Below are 26626 nucleotides of genomic sequence, written 5' to 3'. Positions count from 1 at the left end.
GTAAAAAGTAGTTAGGACATTCAATGCAGGATTTACAGCGCGCCCTCGGTCACTTTAACGACTATGTAAAGGGAATTTGGGTCAAAAAGCGTCTTATCATGGTGTGTACCTGGATACTCTGCCCGATAGGTTTCGCCTACGTGGCGATGCTTCCAGACGTTTACCGATCGCAGGCCGTGGTTTTCGTTGATACCCGCTCCGTGTTACAGCCATTGTTGAAGGGTTTGGCCATACAGACAAACCCTGACCAAGAAATACAGACAATGGCAAAAACACTGCTTAGCCGGTCAAACGTAGAAACCATTGCTCGAGAAAGCGATTTAGATTTAACCACTACCAGCGACAAAGAATTTGATAACCTGGTAAATGGCTTGTCTACCGATATTCAATTAAGAGCTACCGGTCGCGACAACATTTTCACCATTTCCTACGAAAACAGAAGCCCGGCTATGGCGCAAACTGTGGTTCAGGAAACGCTGAATTTATTCGTAGAAGGTGCCCTCGGCAACAACCGTCGCGACACCGATACCGCAAACCGTTTCCTTGATGAGCAGATTGCTGAGTACGAGTCACGACTTTCTGAAGCAGAGCAACGCCTTGCCAACTTCAAACGTCAGTACAATAATATTCTCCCGCTTCAAGGTACTTTCTATTCAACATTGCAAACGCTGAATAACGAGCTCGAAGCCACACGCTTGTTGATAAAGCAAACAACGCAGCAGGTTGAATCGTTAACCAATCAGCTATCACGTTCTAAAGGCACTGGCGATAGCTTTGGTGTGAGTAATCAGTCTGATTCGGTGCTTCGTACTCGCTACGATGAACGAATCAAAACCTTGGAAGAGCGTCTTGACGATCTTCAATTGCGTTTCACTGATCAACACCCTGACGTTATTGAAGCGAAAGCCTTGCTTGCGAATCTGGAAGAAGCCCGTCAGAAAGAAATCGATGATTTTCGAAATGCAGACGAAAGTGATTCTGATGGCGTGCCCATGAGCGATTTAAACCAGGAACTCAAACTGGAAATCAGTCGCCATGAGAGCTCTGTTGCGGCACTCACCGTTAAAGAACAGGATTTACAACGCCGTATTGCTGCTCTCGAATCTAAGATAGATTTAGTGCCGCAAATCGAGGCCGAGTCAGCTGCGCTTAACCGTGACTACTTTATCACTAAAGACAAGTACGAAGACTTACTGGCTCGACGTGAGTCAGCAGACCTGTCTCGTCGCGCTGATGTTTCAGCTGAAGAGTTGCAGTTCCGAATCATTGAGCCTCCTCTTCAGCCGAACGAGCCTTCCGGCCCTTATCGCATCATCTACTACACAGTTGTGCTGCTTTTAAGCTTCGGTATTGGTATTGGTCTTGCGTTCCTGTTTAGCCAATTGTCTCCACTGTTGGTCAGAGCGTCGCAGCTCAATCAAATTACAGACTATCCAGTCTGGGGCACGGTAACTCACCTGAACATTAATGAAATCAGGAAGACAAACCGGGTGCGCATGGCTGTTTTCCTTGTATCTTCAGGAATATTAGTGATGGCGTATGGCCTATTAGTTGGAGCAGAATTGCTTAATATCGATCTACTGCAGGGTATCTTGTAATGAGCAGTACAATTGAAAAAGCGCTGCAACGGCAGCGTGAAGCCCAGAAGAAGAAAGCTGAACTTGAAGCTCAACAAGCAGCTTCTGCCTCTTCTGAATCGCCGGCAGTGTCTGAAGAGGAAGTTATTTCTGCTACTCAGCCTGCAGCGAAACCTAAACCTGCACCTTTAGGTAAGTCATCGACTCTCGAACCGTTTGAACTTGATATTCAACGTTTAGAAGAGAACGGTCATATTTCTATTAATGGTGTACGTAAGCAAATTAACGAAGAGTACCGTGAAATCAAGCGGAAGCTCATCAACAACGCCTTCGGTAAACTGTCTTCAACACTGAAAAACAGTAACATCATTATGGTTACCAGTGGACGCCCGTCAGAGGGTAAAACGTTCACGGCGTGTAACCTGGCAATGAGTATTGCAGCCGAGCAGGACAAAACCGTACTGTTGGTGGATGCTGACGTGTTAAAGCCGAATGTTTTAAATACATTAGGCTTACAACGTCGTGAAGGTTTGATGGAATATCTCACAGGTGAAGTGGACGATATATCTGACGTACTCTACCCCACTAACCTTGATAAGTTGAAAATCATTCCTGCCGGTCGTTCTCACCATTTGACCACTGAGCTTCTGGCCAGTGAGAAGATGGCCGAAACAGTAAATGAGTTTGCCAACCGCTATCCAGATCGTATCGTTATCTTTGACACACCGCCCCTGATCGGGATTACAGAAACGGCTGTACTGGCAAACTTCGCCGGCCAAGCTGTGGTAGTGGTTGAAGAAGGTAAGTCAAAACTAAATGATGTTCGTCATGCAGTCGAACGTTTGAACCCAGACATGGCAATCGGCTTCGTTGTTAACAAATCGGTGAATAATGATCCGGAAGGAACCGGCTACTATGGATACTACTACGCAGAAAGGCAAAACCCTTAGTATGCGAGCATCTCAGCGTAATAAAAAAAATTGGTTACCTGTGCTGTCGCCGTTAGCTTTAGTGCTAACGGCTCATTTCGCGCATGCTGAAGGCCTTAATGTATCAGCTTCGGTAGAAGCTAAATCACTTTTGCAGAATCGTCATTCCAATGTGCGAAATGAGGAACTGTTGACACTTGCCGTTACGCCCGAAGGTCGTATTGGTTATACATCACGTACATTTCGCGGCTATGTAACTGGTAGTGTTACGCAGATGGAACGGGATTCCGACGATGTTGTCCGTAAAGATACCTACGCGGAATATGGCTACGGTGCAAGTTGGGAAGCTATTGATAATCTGCTGACACTCGAAACACGAGGCAGCCAACGCTTCCTCGACAATACAGGTGCTAACTTTCTAATTTCAGATTACTTTCTCTACGCTGAAGAGTTGGTGAAAGTTGAAACGCAAAGCTATAGCGCCAAGCTCACTTTACCCCAGGGTGATTACATCGCTGGTGGCGGTTCAGTTAACTACTCAGCCGGTGACTCAAGCGAGTCAGAATTTCGACCAACGACAACGTTCAACAACGACTCAATGACCTCAGATTTTTATCTGATGAACGGCAATGACGCACAAAATTACTTTTGGACTGCCACAGGCATGTACCGTGATCTTGAGCGCGACGAACAAACCAGTAACGGGGACTACTCAGGTACCTACCTGACCGGTTCACTCGATTCAATGGTTTACGGCCCCATTGGCATTCGTCTTAACGCCAGTTATGACGCCAATGAACTTACCGACCGTACCGATGAATTCAGTAACAAGCGGCAGTTCAGAAGTTATGGTGTGGGGTTAACTTACCGCCAGGATGCTGGCCACTATGTGGCAATTACAGCTAACAAAGTCAATTCAGATGTAGAAAGAGACGATGGCGACATATTCGTTGGTATCGACACCCGTTGGGCGATAACCCCACGTACCAGCTTCCAGGCTACCTATGGACGACGTTTCTACGGTAAATCGGGCAGTGCAGCACTGACCTATAACTCCCGTAAAATACGCGGAGCCTTACGATATAACGAACAAGTCACGTCATATAGCCAGCTTGTAGCCAACCCTCAATCACTTGGCATTTTTGTCTGTCCTATTGGTCAGTTTACTGCTGCAGACTGTTTCCAGCCACCTTCGCTTGATTACTCGCTGGGTGACGGTGAACAATATCTTCAGTTTATCGATTCGGGCGTTGAATTATCTAATGCTGTTATATTGAGAAAATCAGCGGCTGCAGAAATGGGGCTTCAAGGGCGCCGGGCAACTGTACTATTAAATTTGCAGTATGCTGACGACAACTTCCTTGAGTTCAATCGACAGCGAACTATTTACTCTGCAACCGTGAGTGGTACTTACGAACTCGGAAGACGCACAACGCTACTTGGGAGCCTTCGCTATGGAACTACTGAGCAAGACAACGGAACGTCAACTGCAGATAACGAGCAGTGGCTATTATCAACGGGTCTTCGACGTAAGTTTGGTAAGAGCCTCAGTGGCGATATCGAGGCTGGTTACATGAAGCGTACCGGCACGCTTGCAACTTCGGTTTATGGTGCGAATTACGATGAGCGAAGAATTACATTGACGGTTCGTTACGAATACGAATAGTGTTTAACGTTTAATAAAAACGCCGCTTGAAGCGGCGTTTTTTATTGGCTGACGGTTATTGAGAATATCCCAATGCCATCATTCCTCGTCTTTCATGCGGACGTACGTCTGATACTTCTTCTTAAGCATTTTGTCGATGTATTGCGTGAGTTTAACCTTATGCGCAATCGCATCGTCCAATGCATCCACCAGCTCAGCAAGCATTGCCTTATAGTATTCGGCGTCCTGCACTTCTTTACCTTTTGGCGTAATCAATTTTGAATGGGGGCCTTTTTGCTTCAGGCTCGCCATGACCTCTGACAAATCCATTTCTTCGTCGTCATCGTCTTCATCCATCTCAGCTAACGGTGAGTCAGGTACAAACATCTCGTCTTTGACTTCGCTGATCACTGCATTTACCGCTTCTTCGTCCAGGGTTTCCAACTCTTCAAGAAATCCGTACAGAAGGATGCGGTCCATGAGCGTATTAATTTTTCTTGGTACGCCCCGGGTGAATTCGTGAATACGAGAATACGCTTCCTGAGAGAACAACGCGCCACGATTCCAACCCGCATGCTCCATACGATACTCGATATAGCGAACCACTTCGTCGGCAACCAATGGAGCCAAATGACATGATGCAACAATACGCTGACGGAACTGCTCCATGTTCGGCGCACGTAAAATAGGCTGAAGCTCTTCCTGACCTAACAGAAAGCTCTGCAACAAGGGTTTACCGTTCTGCTGGAAGTTAGACAGCATTCGCAATTCTTCGATGGTTTCCAGCGGCAGGTTCTGCGCTTCATCCACGAGTAAAAGCGCGCGACGGCCTTGTTGGCTTAAGGCATAAAGGAAAGACTCAAGTTCTTTGAGAATATCGGCTTTAGTCAGACCCGCTGTATTGATCTCGAACTTCGATGCCACCATTTTCACCAGTTCGTCTGGCGTGAGTTTGGGTGTTACGATTTGAGCAGCAACGATATCATCTTCAATTTCAGCCAGCAGGCTGTTAGCGATGGTGGTTTTACCGGTACCGATATCACCGGTGATAACGATAAATCCTTCTGCTTGTGACAGACCATACTGTAAGTATGACATCGCCCGTTTGTGCCACTTACTGGCAAAGAAAAACGCCGGATCCGGGGTTAACTGGAATGGCTTGGAATCGAGTCCATAAAAACTTTCGTACATGAATATACCGCTATGCTTAAACCACGTCTTGTGAAGATTTAAGGGTATCGTAAAGCCGTGAGTATCGCTATGCCTGAAGCCGCTTTATTGACGAATAAAGCGGGATTTCTGCCTACTGCTGTTTACTAACGATTTGGCTGATTATTCCCGTTGTCGACACACCCTCTTCAAAGTGCAATACCCGCACTTCACCGCCATTATCCATGACTTCCTGGCCGCCGGCGATTTCCTCTACCTTGTAGTCTCCCCCTTTCACCAGAATGTCTGGGAGCAGCCCGGCGATCAAACGTTGCGGCGTGTCTTCGCTAAATGGAACAACCCAATCTACGGCTGCTAAGCCGGCCAACACCGCCATTCTTCGACTGACATTATTGATGGGTCGACCCGGCCCTTTCAGACGCGATACCGATGCGTCGTCATTCACGGCAACGATCAAACGGTCACCAAGTTTAGCGGCAGCTTCCAGATAGCTCACATGGCCCGCATGCAGAATGTCAAAGCAACCATTGGTCATCACAATACGTTCGCCACGATGACGGGCCTGGGCCATGGCAGACAAGAGCTGCTCTTCGGTCATCACGCCGCCATCCAAATGGCTGGATTGTTCACCCAGTGCAACAGCGAGTTCCGTGGTTGTTACTGTAGAAGTACCTAGTTTGCCAACGACAATACTTGCAGCAATGTTAGCTAACACGCAGGCCTCAGGCATGCTCACGCCAGCAGCGATGGCAGATGCCAGCACCGACACGACGGTATCACCGGCACCGGTCACATCGTAAACTTCTTTCGCTTTCGCCGGTAAATGGAACGGGGCTTCATCAGCGCAAAACAGCGTCATGCCCTGCTCAGACCGGGTGAGTAAAATTGCGTCCAGTTCAAGTTCATTTCTTAATGACTCGGCTTGAGCAACCAGAGTGCTTTCATCAGCGGCAGGGCCTTTCACTAACTCAAGTTCTGCTCGATTAGGTGTAATGAGCGTGGCACCCGCATAGCGTGAGAAGTCTTGCCCTTTAGGATCGATAACGACAGGTTTTCCCGCCGCTTTCGCAGCTTTGATAAATACCTGGGCATCCGACAGACAGCCTTTCGCATAGTCGGAAAGCACCACTAAATCGTGATCTGCCAGCGCTTTTTCGTAAGCGGCGACAAGTGCGCTTTTATCCACATCGGCAAAGCTCTTTTCGAAATCCAGGCGCAACAGTTGCTGATTTCGACTCATAATACGCAATTTGGTAATCGTATCGTGCCCCGCACAACGGACTAACTCATGTTGAATATCAAAAGATGTAAGCCTTTCTGCAAGAATAGCGGCATTTTCATCGTCACCGCAAAGCCCCAGCAAAGTGACATTTGCACCTAGTGATGCCGCATTAATTGCCACGTTAGCAGCACCACCGGGACGGTCTTCGGTACTGTTCACATTGACCACAGGAACCGGTGCTTCAGGGGAAATTCTGCCGGTGCCGCCGGTCCAGTACCGGTCAAGCATCAGGTCGCCGACAATCAGAATACGCGTTGCGCTAAAGTCTGGTAGAATCATCGTTTTATTTACTAGCTTTTAAGTTGCAGCAGAGTATACCAGTCATCGATACAAAAGAGCAGACAACGGCGCCGCAGTGGTATATCTACATCGTTGAAAATCGTCTGGGCCAGCTTTACACCGGCGTGACCACGTCCCCGCAACGTCGTATTCGACAACATCGCGGGGAAATTAAAGGCGGAGCGAGAGCTTTGAAAGGTAAAGGTCCGATAAAGTTCAGATGGATTGCGTCAGTGTCTGGTAAATCTGACGCCATGCGCTGCGAGTATAGTTTGAAACAGTTAAAGCGGTCTCAGAAACTGGCGCTGATTAAAGGCGTACGGCCATTCCCTTTCGAAGCAGAGGTTTGCACCCACCTTTTTCAAGATAACTAAGCGCCCCTCTGCAATGAACTTGCCGTTAAGCGCTAACGTCCAGAAAAGCCAGAATACCGTTTACCACCAGTGCGATACCGATGCTCAGCGTAAGCTCTAAACACGCTACGCCCACGTTATGTTGTTGATCGACTTCCTGGCGATAATCCAGGCCAATCAAGAGTAACTTTTTACTGAGCGTCACTAACACCAACAGCGCCAATGACAAGATTGCCCCCGTAATCAACCAGCCGGTGATGTTGCTCACGTAACCGGAAGGATTATAGGTAAGCAGGTGACTGGCTGACGACACAATCATAGCAATCCCCAGCAAATTACCGGCATGTTCCACGGCTAGTGCAAGCTGACCTTTTCGCAATGCTCCCTGAAACGAGTCGTTTTGATTATCTCTGGCATAGCGGATTTCGTAGAGCCGGGTCATCATCATTAATAGCGCCAACACCACGGTAAAGCCAGTGATAATCGCTATCAGCGCGTTCATATCACTGCCATCGACCCACAGCATCATACTACGCAGAATAATGGCGCTGGCAATGAGACTGGATGCATCCACCAATGCCACACTGACGCTGCGATCTTCAATAAGCCCCATGGTATCGAGTCGGTTTAGCACAATTTTGTCATGGGCGAAGCGGCCGAACTTCACCAGAACGACACCTACAAGACCAAAGGTAATCATACCAATTGCCGCTTCCGTGTAGCCTTGTCCTACATGACGCCCTACAACAGATGCCAACACGATGCAGAGTGATAACATGCCACCGGCCATGCTAATGCCGAATGCGAAGTTATCCTGAACCCCTAACTCTTCTACTACGGAATGTTTGCGAAAAGCACCAGACAGCCACTTCATCACCATCAAAAGCGCCAGCGCGATAGCAATATCAATCAGCATGTATATCCATATATCGTGGGGAACCGGGTTTAACTTAACCAACGCATCCATGAACTATCACTCCGAAAATAAAAGGAAAGTTGTAACTGTTGAACTGGAGACCATCCGCATCTTATGCCAGACTCGGCGCATACCGATATAAATGATCCCGCGTATTATGCCTACGACAAAACTAAAAAACAGGATTATCCAGAAAAAGGGTGAACAAGCCTGGCAAACCCTTTGCGAACGACATCCGCACCTCAGTGAATTCAGTGAACACGAAGAGACAATTATAGCTGCTCTGGGCTGTAGCGATTTTATTTTCCGTCAATGCCTTGCTCACCCGACCTTGCTGTCTGAATGTCTGTCAAAGGAACCTGTTGCCGATACCGTAGATGCGTTTAGCGATGCGCTCTCGCCGTTGCTAGCGGAACAAGATGAAGCCGGCCTGACAAAAGCACTGCGGGTTTTCCGCAATCAGCATATGGCCAGAATAACCTGGCTCGACATGCTGAATCAGCAAACCATTGAAACCTCACTCACCCAGGTTTCAGCACTGGCTGACGCACTAATTCTAGGCGCCTACAACAGCTTGTACCAACAACACTGCCAACGCTACGGCGTTCCCATGGGCGAACACGGTGCGCAACCTATGTTGATTCTGGGCATGGGAAAACTAGGCGGCAAAGAACTGAATTTTTCCTCAGATATCGACCTGATTTTTGTTTATCCAGAAAAAGGCGAAACGGAAGGGGCGAAGAAGCCCATCGAAAACCAACAGTTTTTTATTAAACTCGCGCAGAAACTGATTAACGCACTCAATAAAATTACCACAGATGGTCAGGTTTACCGTGTTGATATGCGTTTGCGTCCGTTTGGCGATAGCGGGCCTCTTGTGATGCACATGGCAGCGTTCGAAGACTACTATCAAGAGCAAGGCCGTCACTGGGAGCGCTTTGCCATGATCAAGGCCAGGGTGCTGAATCCTCCCTCCCCTTATCGACAGGACGTTGAAAACATACTGCGCCCATTTACTTTCCGACGGTATCTGGATTTCACCACTATTGATGCACTACGAGAAATGAAAGGCTTGATAGCCTCAGAGCAGCGCCGGCGTCAGTTAACCAGTAACATTAAGCTAGGCGCCGGCGGGATCAGGGAGATTGAATTCTTCGCGCAAAGCTTCCAACTTATCCACGGCGGACGCGAACCGGCATTACAGGTAAAAGGCTTGAAGCAGACGTTACAAGCCATAGCAGGAAAAAACCTGGCATCAGAAGAAGATATTAGCGCCCTTTACCGTCACTATCTGTTTCTTCGCAAAGCCGAACACACCCTGCAACAAATGAATGACGAACAAACTCAGCTGCTGCCTGATGACGACATACGTCGGGCCATTGTTACTGAAGTGATGGGCTTTGAAGGCTATGAGGCCTTCTTAAAGGAATTGGCTGATGTCTGTGACAGTGTCCACATCATGTTTCGTGGCCTTATTGATAACAGTGAAGACAGCCATGATGCCGACGACAGCGTATTCAAGCGGTGCCAGGATGCCTGGAATCTGTCGCTGAGTCCTGCTGAATTCTCCGCTCTGCTGTGTCCGCCTATTCACCCTGACGATGCTGATGTTATTTACACACGATTTATGGCATTTCGCGACAAACTCAGCCAGTCGAGACTGGGGCAGCGTGGGCGGGACACACTCAATAAACTCATGCCGGAAGTGCTTTATGTGCTTATCGAGCAAGCGCCTCAAAAAGCACGAGTCGTATTAGATCGGGCGCTATCGGTGATCAGCGCAATAACCGGCCGAACTACCTATCTCGACTTATTGTTGGAGAACCCGGATGTTCTCAAACAACTCCTTAAACTCTGTGACCGTAGCCAATGGATAGCGGACCAAATCCAGCGCTTCCCCCTATTGCTCGACGAGCTACTCACGCCGCTCTACCTTCAGCAGCAAAAAACGGATTTCAATCAGAGCTTGAGTATCTATCGTGACGAGTTGCGACAGTCGCTAATGCGCATCGAGCCGGAAGATGTGGAAATGACCATGGATGCCTGGCGGCAATTTAAGCTTTGCCAGCAGCTCCGTATTGCCGCCAGTGATATCAGTGGCTCGTTGCCTATCGCCAGCGTGAGTGACAAACTGACCGCATTGGCAGAGGTCATGCTAGAAAACGTTCTTGCCAGCGCGTGGCAACATACCACGGATAAATATGGCAAACCGGCACATCTGCAGGACGATGAATACGGATTTGCGATAATTGGCTACGGCAAACTCGGCGGCTACGAATTGGGTTACGGCTCTGATCTCGATATGGTATTTATTCATAACGCCCCGCGAGACAGTTACACCAACGGTAAACGCCAACTCGATGCCAATCAGTTTTACATCAAATTGTCGCAACGCATGATGCACTTGCTCAGTACTAAAACCCTGTTTGGTCAACTTTATGAAACCGATCTTCGCCTGCGCCCGTCGGGCAATTCCGGGTTGCTCAGTTGTCACCTCCAAGGGTTTATTAAATATCAGAAAGAAGATGCCTGGACTTGGGAACATCAAGCATTGGTGCGAGCCCGCGGCATTACGGGTGACAGTAACCTGCTGGGCGATTTTGAAGCCGCTCGCAAAGACATACTGTGTCAACACAGAGATGTGAACAAATTGGCCGCTGAGGTTAGCCAGATGCGTCAGAAAATGCGCGAGCATTTGCTGTCAGATACCGACGCTGGAATCGATTTGAAGCAATGTAATGGTGGTATCACAGACATTGAGTTCATTGCTCAGTTTTTAGTGCTTGGTCATGCCAGTAACAATGCTGCACTTACCCGCCATCCAGATAATCTTCGTATTATAGATGCAGCAAGAGATGCAAATTTGCTGTCAGATTCGACGTCACAACAATTGCAGGACGCCTACTTACAACTGCGGGATCGTTATCATCAGCTTACCTTAGCCGACCATCGATTTGCTGATCAAAGTGATTTGAGTGATTTACGCGCAGAGGTGAAAAAAGTGTGGTCAGAAATATTTGGTGACGCGGAAAATACCTGACATGTCGGCGGTTAATTCACCGCCGAACAGTTCTTTTTCAGAAACGCGGTTTCTTCCTCGGTCACCACCAGCGAACGCTGTTGAGGACAAACGTAAGTACCCACTCCGTCTTCAAAGTTTGCATTTACGGCTTTAGCGATATCAGACAAGGAACCAACAATGGTATTGTTCATCTGAAATTGATACTTGATCACAAAATCCTGATCTAAATCCCAAATCACCTGCATGCCTTCCTGCTCGGCATAGCGGGTGATGGCTTCCCTAAGCGTATTTCCGGCCTTGAAGCTGCGAAACTTATGCTCACCCACCCAACGCTTATTGGCAGGTTTCAAATCACTGGACATGCCAGCAAGTTGAGCATCGAGGCTTTCCTCACTGTTATTGAGTTCGAGTACAAAGTCACTGCTCTCGTCTTCAATAACATCGGTGCTCGTCATCCGATATTCTCGATAGAACTCCGAAAGACCACTGGAAATCGATTTTTCCTGGCTGGCCGCTTCAGGTGCAGATTCAGCCCCACTACTTCGATAAAAATACACCACAATGCCTGCGACAATCAGCACAGCAATGGCTACGCCAAGGTGTTTTGCCCAGAAAGCGGCATCAGACTGAGGTTGCTTCGCCATAGCTCATCCGTACTACTTTTTTTTGGCTTGCCCGCAGCGGCGAGCAAGCGAAAGAGATATTTCAAACTATCATAGTTTAATTTTAGGTTCTGCAACACCGATGTAAAGCGGGCAGCATATTTAATTATAAAGCGAAGGAGTGTCTTCAGTAGGACGGGTCTTAAACCTTTTGTGCATCCACAGGTAACTTTCCGGCTGTTCAGAGACAATGGTTTCGATGTGCTCATTCAGCAGGGTGAGCGCTGGAACATCATCGAGTTCACGTAGTGCTTCGAGAGGCGGATAGATTTTTACTTTGTAACCCGTTTTTGTGTATTGAGACGTGATAATCATAGGTACCGCATCTGTACGGCGAACAAACATTAGCGTTGCTGTTGTCGTGGCTGTTTCAGCGACGCCACCGAACGGGACAAAAATACTTTGTGCACGACCATAATCTTGATCGGGCAGATACAGACACAATTCCTGTTCACCCAGTGCCGCAAGTAAGGCTTTGGCGTTACGTTTGTGAATCATGTATTTATTTGAACGGGCGCGACCGTGGTATTGCAGGTAATCCATCAGCGGATTATCGTGCTTACGGTAAAATGCGATAGCAGGATGGGTGTACCCCAAACCGCGACAGGCAATTTCAAGGTTCATGTTATGCAGCGCCATGCCAAACACGCCCTTGCCCGCAGCCAGCGCGGCCTCTACATGTTCATAGCCCTCTACATGGAAATGCTTTTTCACTCGCCATGCTGGCCACCACCAGCCCATCCCCGTTTCGAACAGCGCCATACCAGTGCAACGAATATTGTCTTTTAGCAGGCTTTCACGCTCCGATTCGCTGATATGGGGATACGTTAATTCTAGATTACGACGGGCCACTGCAACGCGTTTCGGCACGATACGGGCAATGAGTCGCCCTGCTCCAGCACCAAGAACACGAATAACCGGCAGCGGTAACCAGAGCAAAAGATAAAGTAAACCCGCGCCAATCCATACGCCCCAATATTTTGGGCCAAGATATGCGATTTTGAAAACAGGGGGTTTGATTGCAGCAGCCAAGAACAATATTTCCGAAAAATAAACCGGAGCACATTGTACTCATTTGTCGCCCGCTAGCCTACCAGCGGGCGAAGGAAAGTAGAAAAACTCGGATCAGTGAATGATTGCGAATGAAAAGGCACGCCTGACATTTCCCGTCGGCTAATATTCCTTGTCGATTTGCTTGAGTTTCTTTTCAAATTGGTCGAAGGCATCCTGGTTGGGATAATCGAAGTGGTATTGGTTGTGAAAGCCAAACTGCAGTTTGGTTTTGGCGTCTTCCACAAACACGTTATAACCCTCAAGGTCGGTAAACGCGGTAATACCGTTGAGCTGGTATTTCTCGCCGTCTTTTTTGCCGTGCTGGCGAATCTTATCGAAAACCTTAAGCAGAAACTTGCTGTCTAATTCGTTTTTCATCGTAGTAATCCATCAACTTATGATACTTGTTTATACGGCGACACAAGCTGATGGATTACTTTGATGAGTACGAAGCTTTTTTAATAGGGCAATTAGTTGAAGTTGTAGCGGTAACCAATGCTCAGCACGGTTGCGTCGAAGTCCTCTTCACCACGTACGTACAACGCTTCCATTCTCAGCATGCTGTTTAAACCAATGTGATAGTCGAAGCCCAGCCCGACCATGCCCGCCACAATACCATCATCATAAGCGCACATGCCCACCGGCGCGGTGGCTAAATCAGTGGCAACGCAGTCATTACCTTCGGCAGTCTGGAAACCCTGTACATCGGCATTCATCACACCAAGTTTGTAGTACAGCTCGCCTAATCGACCGCCAGCTTTCCCCAGTACCGCAAGGTATAGGCCCTGGGCTTTCAACGCATCGGTGCCGCTATCTTCATCGACCAGATTAAGATAGCCGCCTTCCACATACCATTTGCTGCTGAATTGATGACCCAACGCCAGGCTATAAGCCACACCATCGTTACTTGTTACATCGAAATCGGCGTCAGCATAACCTGCTGATGCCACGCCGTACATGCGCTCTGTGGCATTCACATTTAGGCTAACTACACCAGTGAGTAAAACGGCAAGAAGTCCTTTTTTCATGTTGTTTTATTCCAACGTTTAAAAATAATATTCGAGGGCAACCTGTACATGATCGTCACGACGGAAATAATAGAAGGTGTCGTCGGTTTGATCAGAAGAGAAGAAGTACGCATCCACCTTCCAGCGCCAGTTGTCTGTCATCCGGCTCGATGCTTCAACAAAAGCACTGTAGGTGTCGGTATTATCCAGATCCTGGATGTAGCCAGTGAGTACCTCAGTGCCGTCGATGTCATTCCATACCCAGCGTAAACCCGCCATGATATCGTTTTGCGCCACGGCGAAGAAATTATCTTCTCGCTCGTCGAACTGATATTCCATTAGGAAGCCCAGATCATAACTGGTATCGAATACGCCAACAAAAGTACGCTCGAAGCCACCCACAGCGGCAAAAAAATCTTCACTTTGACCGGTACGATAAATACTCTCAAATTTCAGCAACCAGCTGCCCTGCACTTTCAACAGGTCTACTCCATATTGCTGTATTTGCGCGTAATACGGGCGAATCGCGGTAATGCCCTCACCGGCGGTTTCAGCAAGGAGTTCCGGCTCTCGGGTGGTTCCGTCGAAATAGCTAAGGCCGATCTCCCAATCTCCCAGCGAGCGCTGCCAACGTAAGGCAAAATCAACATGATTTTGCTCATCGTCAGACTCATACAGGGCGTTATCTTCTTCAATAGGCAGAGGCGGTCTTAAACGCCCCTCTTCACCCGGGAAAGTACGTTCGCGAAAGTAGGGCAGAATAAAACCAGAGATGGTGCCGTAATCACCAAATACGTTGAGGTTAATCATAGGCTGACCCAGCTTATCCTCACCGTCGATGTTTTCTACCGCATCGGTCTGGTTGATAATATCCACCAAATGCACCGATTCGGTTTGTCCCCAAAACACCTTACTTACACCCACGCGGGTTTCCCAGTTGTCTGCCGCGTGCAGCCACATCAGCTCCCGTAAATCTACGTGAGTACGGTTTGAGTCTTGTTGATCTAAACGAACAAACGGTTTGAACAGAATACTATCAACGCGGTCATTCCATTCGGTATACATTTCTGGTTCCAGAAATACCGACGCTTGAGAGCGCGGCTGCCCGGTGTAAGCCGCGTCTTGAATGTAGTAGCGATTTTCCACGCCTGCAGAGCCACTGATACTGATATCTTTAAAATCAGCCAGCGCACTGCCTGAAAAACCCATCGCCAGAGCGATAAGCGACAATCGCTTCTTCATGTTATCTCGCCCTGCGTAAACTCTTACTGTCAAAGTCCGATTCCTCTAATTCCGTTCCAAATTGCAGGTCGTGTGTAACCAGCTTTGTCGATTTGTTTGTTTGGAGATTGTACATAAAACTCTCCATCGGACGCCAGAACTCATCTTTGAATAAACGGTAATCTCTGAATTCCAGTTCTTTCAGCTCATCACCTTTGCGGTCGAAAAACAAGACTTTGCGGGGGCGATAATGGGTTTTGTCGATCCACAAGCGTTGCTTGGAATACCCTGAAAATTCATCCACAGGCACTTGCTCAATGACATACACGTCATCGCCTTCGAATTTCTCATCACCAATATAGTCGTAAGTGTATTTCGGTACTTCAAAAGAGGTCATGTCTTCGAAGGCATATTCGCTGCCTAAGAACGGGCCAGACTTATTGCTAGTGGAAATACGGCGTACCATTTTTGGACCCGGTAGGTAAATCCATTGCTCATCGGCTTCACTAACGTGACTGAAGCTTAAAAACGCCGTGCCGCTGATATCTCTTGGCGAATCAAAAATGGTTAAGGCCTTGTCGCCATCGGTGGGCACTTCGAGTGTTTTCACCCGCATCTCCCGGGTGGCTTCTTGTCCTTGTGCGTTACGTAAGGTCATAGTAATACTCGCTACAGTATTATCCCAACCACGGTTTACCTCTTTCCTTGCTTGTGCGATGCGAAGCCCTTCTTTTTCCGATGCTTCATCTGCTATTACCGGTACTGACAGCATTGCTGTCACTGCCAGTGCCGCAAAAGAAAGTTTGCGTAACTGTGTCATATTGCCTCCGTCGCCTTGCTTTTTTTATCTTTGTCCAACCACATTAAAAATGACGGTAGGAACAGTAAATCTATTAGTAATGCTGCAATGAAAATGATTGTTGTCATAAGCCCCATGTCTGAGTTCAGTCTAAAATCAGACAACATCAAAACACTGAAGCCGGCTGCCAGTACCACTGTGGTGGTAATCATTGCTCTACCCACAGTATGGAAAGCATAGTTCACTGAGTCTTTCACGCTCATGTTGTCTTTCCGGGCAGCCTGGTATTTCAGTAGAAAATGCACCGAATCATCCACAATGATCCCCATGGTCATACTCAGCTCCACTGACAATGCCATGTTAATTTCACCTGACATCATGCCCCAAATGCCAAAACCCACACCGGCAGGCATTAAGTTAGCGATCAAACTGACCAAGCCAAGTCGCCAGGAACGCAGTGCAAGCGTAATTAGCAGCGAGATCACGACCAGCGCTGCTAGCGAGCCCCACACCATACTTTCCATGTTGCGTGCACCGATGTGCGCAAACATGAGTGCAGGACTGGCCGCCTCAAGACGCAAATGTGGTGCCAGTTTATCAAACCAGTCTTTCGTTCTGGTCTCAAATTCGGTGAATTCATCACTTCCTAAGTTTTCAAGCACGGCAATGACACGCACTGCAGACTTATCCAGATCGATCTGATTGTTCAAATCGAGGCCGTATGGCAGTGACATTTCGTAGATCAATAGATACTGCGCAGCCAGTTCTTTCGATTCCGGCAATTTGTAATAATCAGGATCATCGCCATGCATGTTCATATTTAGCCGCTTGATGATGTCGGCAAAACTCAGCACGTGCTTCACCTCGGGCTGACTGCGCAACCATTTCACCAGCGCGTCAACCTCAATCATTGCTGCAGGGTCGTTAATGCCGTACACCTCGTCGGTGTATACCGCAAAGTCGATATTTGACATACCGCCCATGTATTTCTTTTGTATTTCAACAGATTGTCTAAACGGGGAAGACAGATCGAAATACTCTACCGCCACATCATTCAATCGGTTATTGAAACAAAAGAGCACAGATACGGTGAGGATAATTGCTGAGTAAGGCAGGATACGGCGATGATGATTCATCACCCAATGGCCCAATTTATCTACCTTCTCGTTATTCTCATCGACCACAATACTCTTTGGCACAGGCAGAAGCATAAGCATTGCTGGAAGTACCGTAAGGGAAAGAATGCAGGCCAGCACAACACCAAGAGCGGTTAAGTTGCCCAAGTGCGACAAAATAGGCACTTCGGCAAAGTTCAGCATTAAAAAGCCGACCGCAGTGGTAATACTGGTGAGCAATATGGCTTTTAAATTAATCACAAAGCTTTCTGCAAGGGCCTGCTCTTTTGCCAGGCCTTTTTGCAGTTTTTGGCGGTAGGTCACAATAATGTGTAGGCAATCAGCGACAGCCAATGTGGTTACCATGGTCGGCACATTTACCGTAGACGGGCTTAAAAACACTCCGTACCAACCGCCAATCCCCATGGTCATAATGATGGTACCGCCAACGATGGCGAACACCACCGCAGAGGCAGCCTTTGAGCGAGTGAGTAAGGCGATCATCACGGCAATAATGACAAACATAAGCGGGATTAACGTGCTTGCGTCGTCCATTGCAGTGAGGGCAAAGGCATCGTTCATACTCACGATGCCCGAAAGGTGTATTTCGTGGTCGGGGAATTCGGCTTCGTACTTTGCTTTTAGTTGCCGTGAGAATTCGCCGATTTTCATGATATTCGGCGTCTGGTCCCCATCGGGTAACTGAATGGTAACGTTAATCACAGCCATCTGATCGTTATCGGATATCAGCCGGCCACGCACGTTTTTCAGCGGCTCAATGGATTTTCTAACGTTATCAATATGGGCCCTATCGTACTGGCCCTTTTTAATTAAATCTTCAACCACCAGGCCTTCGTCATCAGCATAGGTGTACTGATAATTTGATAGCGATTCAACCCTGATAGACAGCGGTATATGCCAGGCATCTTTGGTTAGCTTATAAAGTAATTCGAAGGTTTCAGGCTGATAAACATTTTCGTTTTTAGGAAGAATAAGAAACGTCACGTTCTCGCTTTTGCTGAAAACGTTTTGCATTTCTTCATAGGCGAGTTTCTGCGGATCGTTCTCTTCAAAGAAAACTTTGTAATCGCCACGGAAATACAGGTTAGTTGTACCGAAACCCGTCACAATGCAGGCGAGAAGAAAAAGCACCACCACTGTTTTCGGTTTTTCCATGCACCAACGCGCCCAGGCAGGGAGGTTTTGCATAACGCTTTGTGTCCTTAAAACATGAATCTTGCACAGTGTATCTGCTAAGCATACCAAGTGTAAGTATAGCTACTAATACGGAAGTCACTAGTTAAGATATTTTCCAAACAAAATTTTAATGTTCAAAAAAACGCCAGCGAATCAATTACTCAGCCAATCTAGTGGTCATTTAAGCGGTTAACGTTAACACAATACTTACATTACGTTTGATCTTGGAAAGCGTTTGTGTAATATTTAGAAAATACAACTGGTCAGATGAGCGGATGAGTAAAAGATGAGTATTCGAAAAAGCCTTAAAAAAGTTCTCCCACCTATTTCTGTAACCGAACAGGAAGCGCTGGATGCCGGCGATATTTGGTTGGAGGCCTCCATTTACCAAGGCAAACCAGACATGCAGGCCCTGCGTGCTATTCCGCAGGCCAAACTGAGTGCCGATGAAGAAGCGTTCATTAACGGTCCTGTGCAGGAGTTGCTGGGTCTGATTGACGATTTTGAACTGGCAAACAGCAAACATATTCCTGATGAGATCCTGGCGTTTCTTAAGAAACACCGTTTCTTCTCCATGATCATCCCAAAGAAATTCGGTGGTCTGGAATTCAGCCCTTATGCCAACTCTACCATTGTTGCCACTATCGCAGCTAAGAGTGGCGCAATTGCAGTAACCGTGATGGTGCCTAACTCATTAGGTCCAGGCGAACTGCTGATGCACTACGGTACAAAAGAGCAACAGGATTACTACTTGCCTCGTCTTTCAGAGGGTGTAGATATTCCGTGTTTCGCATTAACCAGCCCAGAGGCTGGTTCTGACGCAGGCGGTATTCCTGACGCAGCCATTGTGACGAAAGGTCAGTGGGAAGGTAAGGAAGTGATTGGCCTGAAAGTTAGCTGGGACAAGCGTTACATTACCCTTGCTCCGATTGCGACTGTGCTTGGTTTAGCATTTAAGGTGTTCGATCCTGAGCAACTTTTAGGTGACAAGCTGGAGCTGGGTATTACCTGCGCATTGTTGCCGAAAACCCATCCAGGCGTACAGCTTGGTAATCGCCATGATCCAATGGGTCAACGTTTCTACAATGGTACAACCCGTGGTACTGATGTCTTCATTCCGATGGATTTCATCATCGGTGGCCAGAAAAACATTGGTCGCGGCTGGCAGATGTTGGTGAGTTGTTTAGGTGCTGGTCGTGGTATTTCACTGCCTGCTATGGGTGTTGCTACCGGTCAGGCAGCATTGAAAGCGTCTGCTGAATACAGTTTCGTTCGTGAGCAGTTTGGTCTGCCAATTGGTCGGTTTGAAGGTGTCCAGGGCAAGTTAGCCGATATTGCCGGAAAAACGTTCCTGCTAGAGTCTATGCGCGTGCTCACCACCGAAGGCTTAGGTATGGGCCTGAAACCTTCCGTTGTTACGGCCATTGCAAAATATCACATGACTGAGTTGGGTCGTGACGTAATGAACTCTGCAATGGATATTCTTGCAGGTAAAGCGATTCAACGTGGTCCGCAGAATACACTGGCAGGTGGCTACAATGCGCTGCCGATTGCGATTACGGTTGAAGGTGCGAACATCCTGACCCGTAATCTGATGATCTTCGGTCAGGGTGCCATGCGCTGTCACCCTTACTTAAAAGAAATGGTCGATCTGATCCACAGCGATGACAGTGCGGCAGACCATGACTTTAACCGGGTACTGAAGAAAACCGTATCGTTCAGCGTGAAGAATGCCTTCCGCAGTTTAGGTAAGAGTTACCTGCCCTTCCTGCGTAGCAGTGATTCAGCACTGCCAGAAGTGGCAAAGTATGAAAAGCGTCTGAATGCGATGTCAGCGAAACTGGCTCCTATGGCTGATTTGTCTCTGGCAGTACTGGGTGGCGATTTGAAAAAGGCTGAGTTACTGTCTGCCCGATTAGGTGATGTAATGAGTTACCTGTATGGAGCTATGGCAGCGATTCGTTTCTATGAGCAGCGGGTTGAAGATCGCAAAGCGGCGCAACCGTATTTTGAATACGCCATGGAATGGACACTGCAACAAGCAGAACAGGCGTTGGTCGATTTCATTGCCAACTTCCCGAACACAGCTACCCGTAGTCTGATGCGTCTGCTGTCTTGCACGTACACCAACTCGGTAAGCGGCATTAGCGATAAGCTTGCCAGCAAGTTAGCGCTAGCTTCTATGCAAGATGACAGCATTAAAGCACAGCTAACCCACCTGGTACGTGTTGTGCCCGGAGACGGCAATGACATTAATGAGCAAGCCTTTAAAGCTAAACACGCCGTAGCCCACCTGTTAGGTAAAGTACAAAAAGCGCTGCGCAAAGAGCCAGTTGTGCCATTCTTGTCATTTGAAAATGCACTGAACAAATTGCAGGAACGTGGCGTGATTAACGCACAGGAAGCGGAAGCACTTCATGACTACAACGAAAAGCGCAAACTGGCAGTACGTGTAGATGAGTTCGATTTCGACCTTGAGCCATTAGCTGAAACAGGCGAGACCGAAACTGCGGATCGCGATGCGGCTTAATTCACAACCGTCTTAAGTACAACTTATTTAGTAAAAAGGTGGCTTCGGCCACCTTTTTTTATTGCGTTATTGGCAATCTGAACTATACCTACTTTAAGCGATGATCGATTTTGCTTTTCAGGGAACTTAGCAATGTCACAACAGGAGTGAATCAAACATCTGACTAAGCGATAGTTTTTAGCCTTTCAGGATGCTGTAGTGCGCACATATTTTAAAACCGCTTACCGCGACGATAATACTCTGCGGGACGTTGTCCACTTGCTCCATTCCAATGCTTTCAACGGCATGATTATCTCTATCGCGGCGATCAGCGCCCTCACCTTCGGCTTTGATTCACCAGAAACTGCCGACACCAAACAAATGTTTTGGTTCGTGATGGTTTGTCTACTTTTGCTGCGTTTTTTCGATGCCGTATTTTGGATGAAAGTGCTTAAAAAGAAAGACAAGTCACCCTGGCCTGCTTATCTGCGTTTTGGAGCGGGCGTTACCTTCACCGCATTATTCTGGGCGGCCTATAGCGTAAGCTTATTTCGGCAAATGTCCATTCTGGAGCTCGCCACTACCATGGTGGTGCTTTCAGCTCTCGCGGGAGGCGCGGCAACAGTTTTGGGCGCCAGCCGCCTGTTTGTATGGACCTATTGCACCCTGCTGCTCATACCGATTTCAGTGACCGCAATGGTTGATCCCCGAGAGGAGCTGTTTATCCTTGGCGCGCTTGGCATCGCCTTCTATGTCACCATGCTTGGCACCTCACGTCAAACCAATGCGTTTTTCCTCGAAACCATCGATCTGAAAGAACAAAACCAGGCGCTGGTGGAACAAATGGCAGAAGAGCGCAATGACGTGGTGCGCGTAAACAAAGCGCTAACCAGCAGTAACCAAAAACTAGACGCCTTGAATGCCTCGTTAGAAGTAGAGGTACAATCACGTACTGACGACATACTGCGGTTATCGAATTTAGATCCACTGACATCGCTGACGAACCGTTCAGGTTTTTTACGCCATCTGCGACAGGAAATCAGGGAAGCCAGAGAGAATCAGTCAAAACTCGCCGTGTTGTTTATTGATCTCGACGGCTTTAAACAAGTGAATGACAGCTTGGGCCATCAGGTGGGTGATCAGGTTTTGGTGGCTGCTGCAGCCCGGCTCGGCCGCTTTGCCTCTTCAGACAGGTTATCCCGCTGGGGAGGCGACGAGTTTATCGTATTGGCCACTTTTAGCCAGCAAGACCGGCTACTGAAACTCGCGGCGGATATTCGCAGTAGCATTGCTCAAGGCATGGCGATTGAGAAAAACCAGATAAACCTGGATGCGACCATCGGCATTGCCGTATACCCCGACCACGGTGATGAAGAAAGGCAACTTATTCAACGTGCCGATATCACCATGTACCATGAGAAACGCCGCAAACTCAGCCACGTTGGTATATTCAACGACACCATCTTTGACGCTGTACACAGAGAAATCACTTTACGTGAAGGGCTTCGCAATGCCATAAGTAAAAACCAGCTCTATTTAGTCTATCAGCCGCTTATCTGCTCAGGTACCGGCAAGGTCTGGTCGTTCGAAGCCTTGCTGCGATGGCACTTTGAAGGTGAAGACGTGTCACCGGTGGATTTCATTCCAATTGCAGAACGTTCTGGGCGTATTAATGAAATTGGCATGTGGGTACTGTCTACCGCCTGTAATAATGCAGCCAATTGGGTAGATAAATCTGTCGCGATTTCGGTAAATGTGTCGGTGATTCAACTCATGGAAGACAGCTTTGTCGAGCAACTAGATAAAGTACTGGCCACCAGCGGGCTGGCCCCCGAACGCCTGCACCTGGAAGTGACCGAATCGGTTTTTGCAGACAATAAACAGAAGCTCTCTGAACAAGTTAACGCGATTAAATCCCGGCAGGTTGCTGTATCTATCGATGATTTCGGTACCGGTTTCTCGTCGCTCAGCCAGCTACAGTTACTGCATTTTGATCATATAAAAATTGACCGTTCATTTATTAACAACCTGGATTCCACTGGTGAGCCCATCATACGTGCGACCCTGTTGATTGCCGGTGAATTTGGCTGCAAAACCATTGCTGAAGGTGTGGAAACCGAAAATCAAGCTACAAGGCTCAAAGCGATGGGTGTAGACTGTCTGCAAGGATATTACTACGCCAGGCCCGAGCGGGAAGAGTCCCTTGGTCGCTGGTTCGACACAGAAAAATAATAAATTATGGCCCAGCTATATTTCTACTACTCCGCCATGAACGCGGGGAAGTCAACTTCACTGCTTCAATCTGCATATAACTACCGTGAGCGCGGCATGCACGTGATGATCTTCACCGCAGCAATCGATGATCGCTATGACGTGGGGCAAGTCACATCGCGTATTGGCTTACAAGCCGATGCGGCACTCTACGCACCAGAAGACAATTTATTCAAAGCCGTGTTTAAGGCCCACCGCACCCAACCGCTGGATTGTGTGTTTATTGATGAAGCTCAGTTTCTGACTAAAACCCAGGTTAAGCAACTGGTTGAAATTGTTGATGAGCTGGATATTCCTGTGCTTGCCTACGGCCTGCGTACCGATTTTCTCGGGGAAACCTTTGAAGGCAGTCATTACCTGCTGGCTTGGTCAGATAAATTCACCGAACTGAAAACGGTTTGCCATTGTGGGCGTAAAGCGACCTTTGTGGTGCGAATGGATGAACAAGGGCAACCCGTAACCGGCGGGAATCAGGTTGAAATAGGCGGTAACGACAGGTATGAATCTATGTGCCGTAAACATTTTAAGCAACTGGTTTGGGATAAGCCACGAGACTAATCACCTTCTGCATCACCTCAATCAACATTAAGGAAGATTTCATGCGCACACTGTTACCAATCGGTTTTTCACTGGCGGCCCTGATGCTTGCACTGCCAGTGCTTGCAGACACCCGGCCAGTGAATCAGCTTCCTCCGCAACTAAGCGACCTGCCAGCCACCATCGATAAGTCGCTCAAGCAGTTTTACACCCCGGGAATGAGTGTTGGCATTATTCACGATGGTAAAACCGTGTATCTTGCCGGACATGGTTTGCGAGATGTAAAAAATCAGTTGCCAGTAACACCTGACACCTGGTTTCGCCTTGCCTCCACCAGCAAAGCATTTACCGCTGCGACTGTGGCGCAGTTAGTTGATGAGGAAAAACTGGACTGGCATACGCCAGTAACCGATGTACTGCCTGAATTTCAGATGCAAGATCCGTGGGTAACCCGGGAAATGGACGTGACAGATTTGCTTACCCATCGCAGCGGCCTGGTGTCGGGAGCCGGTGACAGCATGTTGTGGCCTGAGCCTAGTGGATTTAGTCGCGCAGATATCATTCACAACCTACGTTACCTCACGCCGGGCTACAGCTTTCGCCGTCACTATTCCTATTCCAACGTAATGTACATCACGGCCGGAGAAATGGTTAGCAAGCTAACTAAGACAAGCTGGGAAACGCGCTTACAGGAAAGTATTTTTTCTCCCCTCGACATGGAATGTTTCGGGGGCGACGTACCAGAGCACGTACTGGAAAATCGCGCGATTAGTTATGGCCACAATGATGAACGTGGCATTTATCAAATTCCTCGCAATCAAATTGCCCGTCAAGGCATTGTGTCTGCTGCAGCGGGTGGTGTGAGTTGCAATGCCAGTAGCATGCTCAAATGGTTACAGATGTGGCTAGATGGCGGGAAGCTGCCCTCCGGCGATGCTTTACTGTCTGAGTCTGCTTACAACACGATGCTTACCGCGCAGACCCTACTTTCCATCGACGAAACCGATGAAGCGTGGGACAACACCCATTTCAAAGCTTATGGCTTAGGCTGGCGGTTAATTGATGTATATGGGCACCAGGTGATATCTCACACTGGCACCTTGTCTGGCTATCAGGCTTACGTGGCTTTTGTGCCAGAACTAAAGTTAGGGGTGGTGCTGTTGAACAACGGGTCAAACTACGGTGCCCGAGGCAGTATCATGCAAACAATTCTAAAAGCCTATATGCCAGATACCGGCGACAAACAAGATTGGATTGCCAACTATCAAACCTATCAGGACAAGCAGGAGCAGAAATACCTGGCCCGTCACACCGTGCCCCGGGGCAATGGCGACATGCTACTTGAAGCAGATGCGTATAGTGGTGTGTTCGAAGATGCGTGGTTTGGCGCCCTGACTATTTCTGAAAGTCGCCACGGTCTGCGTATTCAGTCTGAAAAGATGCCTACCCTCGCAGGTACCCTTGAACCGTTTGAAGGGCATACCTGGGTGATTCGGTGGGACAACCAGAATGCCGCCAGCGATGCGTTTATACGCTACGAGGTAAATGGCGCTCACCAAGTAACGGGGTTTACGCTACACCCGTTTAGCGAGCGTGAAAGCAACAATCACGAGTGGCGTGATATGCACTTTACTAAGTCGCTACGTGAGTGAGTTTGAGATTGTGCTTTAAGATCTTTAAAAATCGATTATAACGATTAATAAATAAGATTTTAATTCATCAATACAATCTAATAATCTGTACTCAACTTAACGAGGAGCAGACAAATGGCTAAAATGATTCAAAAATTGGTAAAGAAGCAACAATCCGATAATGGCGTAGCAGTAACCTGCAATTATCAAAATAACTATTATGGTGATCAGGTTTGTGTGGCTTGTAAACCTAATCCGCAGTCTCAACAAGCTGGCAAGTAATTCGGCCTATTATCAGCCCAGCACGAGTAAATCCAATTCGCGGTGAGCGGTAAGGTGAGTTAAATCGTCTCACCGCTTAATAACTCGAAGCTCAGTACTTCGGATTTGGCGTCGTCTCCGGCTAGCAACAATCGCGCTGCAACCTGACCCTTTTCAATACTCGACTGGCACACGGTCGAAAGTTGCGGACGGGTACGAGCCGCTTCATCAATACCATCAAAACCAGTGATTTTTAGTTCGCCTGGCACATCAATGCCCATGCCCAACGCACATTGCAAAAGCTCGATAGCGATAATGTCACTCATACAAAGAATGGTGCGCGGTCTATCTGTGGTACTTAATGCTTCTTTTGCAGCCTGGCGAGCGAAATTCCCCCCACTCTCAGGAAGATGCCATATCCAGTCGTTACTGATTTTTGCATTGCGATCTTGAATTGCCCGTATGTAACCGTCGAGTCGACGATGGGAGATAGCAGTTTCTGCATCAAGTAATGGGCTGTCGTAAATACGGCATGTACTAGGAGAATCGATAAGTTTCAGGCCTAAAATTGCGACGCTGTCACCTTCTTCGATTGCAGATAACGCCATTTGATAGGCAGCTTCTTCATTATCGATATTTACCGAAGGGCAACCTTCTAAGTTAAAGTCTACGGTAACAACAGGTTTACTCTGTTGTTTAAGTTCATCACCTAACTTCGTATTCTGCGGTGCACCGTAACAAATGAATCCATCGACAAAATCGGCGACATCCAGAATCGTGGTAGCATTACCAGCATAAAGCAACAAGTGCTTACCCGCTTCCTGTAACACCGACGACACGCCTCGAATGAAGGTGCTTGCCACCGGGTCACTGACCATGTATCCGATGTTATCTGCCAGCACCACTGCCACAATATTAGAGTGACCTTTACGAAGAATTTGTGCCGCTTTGTTTGGACCGCTATAACCGATTTCCTTACACGCTTTCAAAATCGCATCACGCCGGGTAGCAGAAAGCTGATCTGGCCGATTAAACGCATTGGAAATGGTTGCCGTGGAAACACCGAGTTTTTCGGCCACGTCTTTAAGAGTGAGTTTTACTTTTTTCATACCGCGACTTCGCTCACAACAGGCAGCCAAACAGAGTTACGTCAGGACGTACTTCCTAACAGCAGCGATCCGCATGGGCAA

General features: G+C 47.9%; 21 protein-coding genes. 10 read left to right on the top strand and 11 right to left on the bottom strand.

The features are described from left to right. Positions 1–23: 23 nt before the first annotated feature. From ACXAGX_RS06760 to ACXAGX_RS06750, 3 genes are read left to right on the top strand one after another with little or no spacing between them, the layout of a single operon-like run. Positions 24–1598, top strand: coding sequence for an XrtA system polysaccharide chain length determinant (locus ACXAGX_RS06760; protein WP_474824359.1), 1575 nt, complete (start codon positions 24–26; stop codon positions 1596–1598). Continuing rightward, a complete protein-coding gene (locus ACXAGX_RS06755) occupies positions 1598–2527 on the top strand; it encodes an XrtA-associated tyrosine autokinase (RefSeq protein ID WP_474824357.1) in 930 nt (309 codons plus the stop codon). Before ACXAGX_RS06760 ends, ACXAGX_RS06755 begins: the two co-directional genes overlap by 1 nt. After that, complete coding sequence (locus tag ACXAGX_RS06750) at positions 2493–4172, top strand: porin family protein (protein WP_474824355.1); 1680 nt, start codon at positions 2493–2495, stop codon at positions 4170–4172. Before ACXAGX_RS06755 ends, ACXAGX_RS06750 begins: the two co-directional genes overlap by 35 nt. Positions 4173–4250: 78 nt before the next feature. Here the strand turns inward: ACXAGX_RS06750 and ACXAGX_RS06745 are convergent, their stop codons facing one another. Both ACXAGX_RS06745 and hldE read right to left on the bottom strand, forming a co-directional pair. Continuing rightward, entirely contained in the window at positions 4251–5342 is a 1092-nt protein-coding gene (locus tag ACXAGX_RS06745) for an XrtA/PEP-CTERM system-associated ATPase (RefSeq protein ID WP_474824353.1), read from the bottom strand. Between the two features lie 112 nt (positions 5343–5454). Next, positions 5455–6882 (bottom strand): bifunctional D-glycero-beta-D-manno-heptose-7-phosphate kinase/D-glycero-beta-D-manno-heptose 1-phosphate adenylyltransferase HldE, encoded by a 1428-nt coding sequence (gene hldE / locus ACXAGX_RS06740; protein ID WP_474837384.1) that lies wholly within the window; start codon positions 6880–6882, stop codon positions 5455–5457. Between the two features lie 23 nt (positions 6883–6905). Between hldE and ACXAGX_RS06735 the strand changes: the two genes are divergently transcribed. Then, positions 6906–7256 carry a GIY-YIG nuclease family protein gene (locus ACXAGX_RS06735; protein WP_474837382.1) on the top strand — a complete coding sequence of 117 codons (351 nt, stop codon included), beginning with the start codon at positions 6906–6908 and terminating at the stop codon, positions 7254–7256. 25 nt (positions 7257–7281) lie between these two features. Here the strand turns inward: ACXAGX_RS06735 and ACXAGX_RS06730 are convergent, their stop codons facing one another. Further along, positions 7282–8202 (bottom strand): DUF350 domain-containing protein, encoded by a 921-nt coding sequence (locus ACXAGX_RS06730; RefSeq protein WP_474837380.1) that lies wholly within the window; start codon positions 8200–8202, stop codon positions 7282–7284. A 106-nt stretch (positions 8203–8308) separates the two neighbouring features. Between ACXAGX_RS06730 and glnE the strand changes: the two genes are divergently transcribed. After that, complete coding sequence (gene glnE / locus ACXAGX_RS06725; protein WP_474837378.1) at positions 8309–11191, top strand: bifunctional [glutamate--ammonia ligase]-adenylyl-L-tyrosine phosphorylase/[glutamate--ammonia-ligase] adenylyltransferase; 2883 nt, start codon at positions 8309–8311, stop codon at positions 11189–11191. An 11-nt stretch (positions 11192–11202) separates the two neighbouring features. Here the strand turns inward: glnE and ACXAGX_RS06720 are convergent, their stop codons facing one another. The 7 genes from ACXAGX_RS06720 to ACXAGX_RS06690 all read right to left on the bottom strand — a co-directional run bounded on the left by ACXAGX_RS06720 (position 11203) and on the right by ACXAGX_RS06690 (position 18239). Beyond that, positions 11203–11817 (bottom strand): TcpQ domain-containing protein, encoded by a 615-nt coding sequence (locus ACXAGX_RS06720; RefSeq protein WP_474824343.1) that lies wholly within the window; start codon positions 11815–11817, stop codon positions 11203–11205. Positions 11818–11937: 120 nt separating this feature from the next. Continuing rightward, positions 11938–12867 (bottom strand): LpxL/LpxP family Kdo(2)-lipid IV(A) lauroyl/palmitoleoyl acyltransferase, encoded by a 930-nt coding sequence (lpxL, locus tag ACXAGX_RS06715; protein ID WP_474824341.1) that lies wholly within the window; start codon positions 12865–12867, stop codon positions 11938–11940. A 141-nt stretch (positions 12868–13008) separates the two neighbouring features. Further along, entirely contained in the window at positions 13009–13266 is a 258-nt protein-coding gene (locus tag ACXAGX_RS06710) for a DUF3081 family protein (RefSeq protein ID WP_070125657.1), read from the bottom strand. Positions 13267–13358: 92 nt separating this feature from the next. After that, the gene (locus tag ACXAGX_RS06705) at positions 13359–13916 is read right to left on the bottom strand and encodes an outer membrane beta-barrel protein (protein WP_474837376.1); all 558 of its coding nucleotides are present in this window, start codon (positions 13914–13916) and stop codon (positions 13359–13361) included. Between the two features lie 18 nt (positions 13917–13934). After that, on the bottom strand, positions 13935–15170 hold the full coding sequence (locus tag ACXAGX_RS06700) for a hypothetical protein (protein ID WP_474837374.1): 1236 nt from the start codon (positions 15168–15170) through the stop codon (positions 13935–13937). Next, complete coding sequence (locus ACXAGX_RS06695; RefSeq protein WP_474824335.1) at positions 15139–15936, bottom strand: outer membrane lipoprotein-sorting protein; 798 nt, start codon at positions 15934–15936, stop codon at positions 15139–15141. Before ACXAGX_RS06695 ends, ACXAGX_RS06700 begins: the two co-directional genes overlap by 32 nt. Then, entirely contained in the window at positions 15933–18239 is a 2307-nt protein-coding gene (locus tag ACXAGX_RS06690) for an efflux RND transporter permease subunit (RefSeq protein ID WP_474837372.1), read from the bottom strand. Before ACXAGX_RS06690 ends, ACXAGX_RS06695 begins: the two co-directional genes overlap by 4 nt. A 274-nt stretch (positions 18240–18513) precedes the next feature. Here ACXAGX_RS06690 and ACXAGX_RS06685 point away from each other — a divergent pair, with 274 nt between their 5' ends. The 5 genes from ACXAGX_RS06685 (at position 18514) to ACXAGX_RS06665 (ending at position 25457) form a co-directional block, all read left to right on the top strand. Then, positions 18514–20757, top strand: coding sequence for an acyl-CoA dehydrogenase (locus ACXAGX_RS06685; protein WP_474837370.1), 2244 nt, complete (start codon positions 18514–18516; stop codon positions 20755–20757). Between the two features lie 198 nt (positions 20758–20955). Continuing rightward, positions 20956–22968 (top strand): putative bifunctional diguanylate cyclase/phosphodiesterase, encoded by a 2013-nt coding sequence (locus ACXAGX_RS06680; RefSeq protein WP_474824329.1) that lies wholly within the window; start codon positions 20956–20958, stop codon positions 22966–22968. A gap of 6 nt (positions 22969–22974) precedes the next feature. Next, the gene (locus ACXAGX_RS06675; RefSeq protein ID WP_474837368.1) at positions 22975–23565 is read left to right on the top strand and encodes a thymidine kinase; all 591 of its coding nucleotides are present in this window, start codon (positions 22975–22977) and stop codon (positions 23563–23565) included. A gap of 41 nt (positions 23566–23606) precedes the next feature. Then, complete coding sequence (locus ACXAGX_RS06670) at positions 23607–25196, top strand: serine hydrolase (RefSeq protein WP_474837366.1); 1590 nt, start codon at positions 23607–23609, stop codon at positions 25194–25196. A 114-nt stretch (positions 25197–25310) separates the two neighbouring features. Beyond that, complete coding sequence (locus ACXAGX_RS06665; RefSeq protein ID WP_474837364.1) at positions 25311–25457, top strand: hypothetical protein; 147 nt, start codon at positions 25311–25313, stop codon at positions 25455–25457. A 59-nt stretch (positions 25458–25516) separates the two neighbouring features. On the opposite strand, the gene ACXAGX_RS06660 is transcribed toward ACXAGX_RS06665, so the two are convergent. Then, positions 25517–26545, bottom strand: a complete 1029-nt coding sequence (locus ACXAGX_RS06660) for a LacI family DNA-binding transcriptional regulator (protein ID WP_474837362.1) — start codon at positions 26543–26545, stop codon at positions 25517–25519. Positions 26546–26626 lie beyond the last annotated feature (81 nt).

This window comes from Alteromonas sp. ABV4_515 (assembly GCF_056160345.1).
Note: the sequence above shows the minus strand (reverse complement) of the source record. Positions and strands in the feature narration are given on the sequence as shown.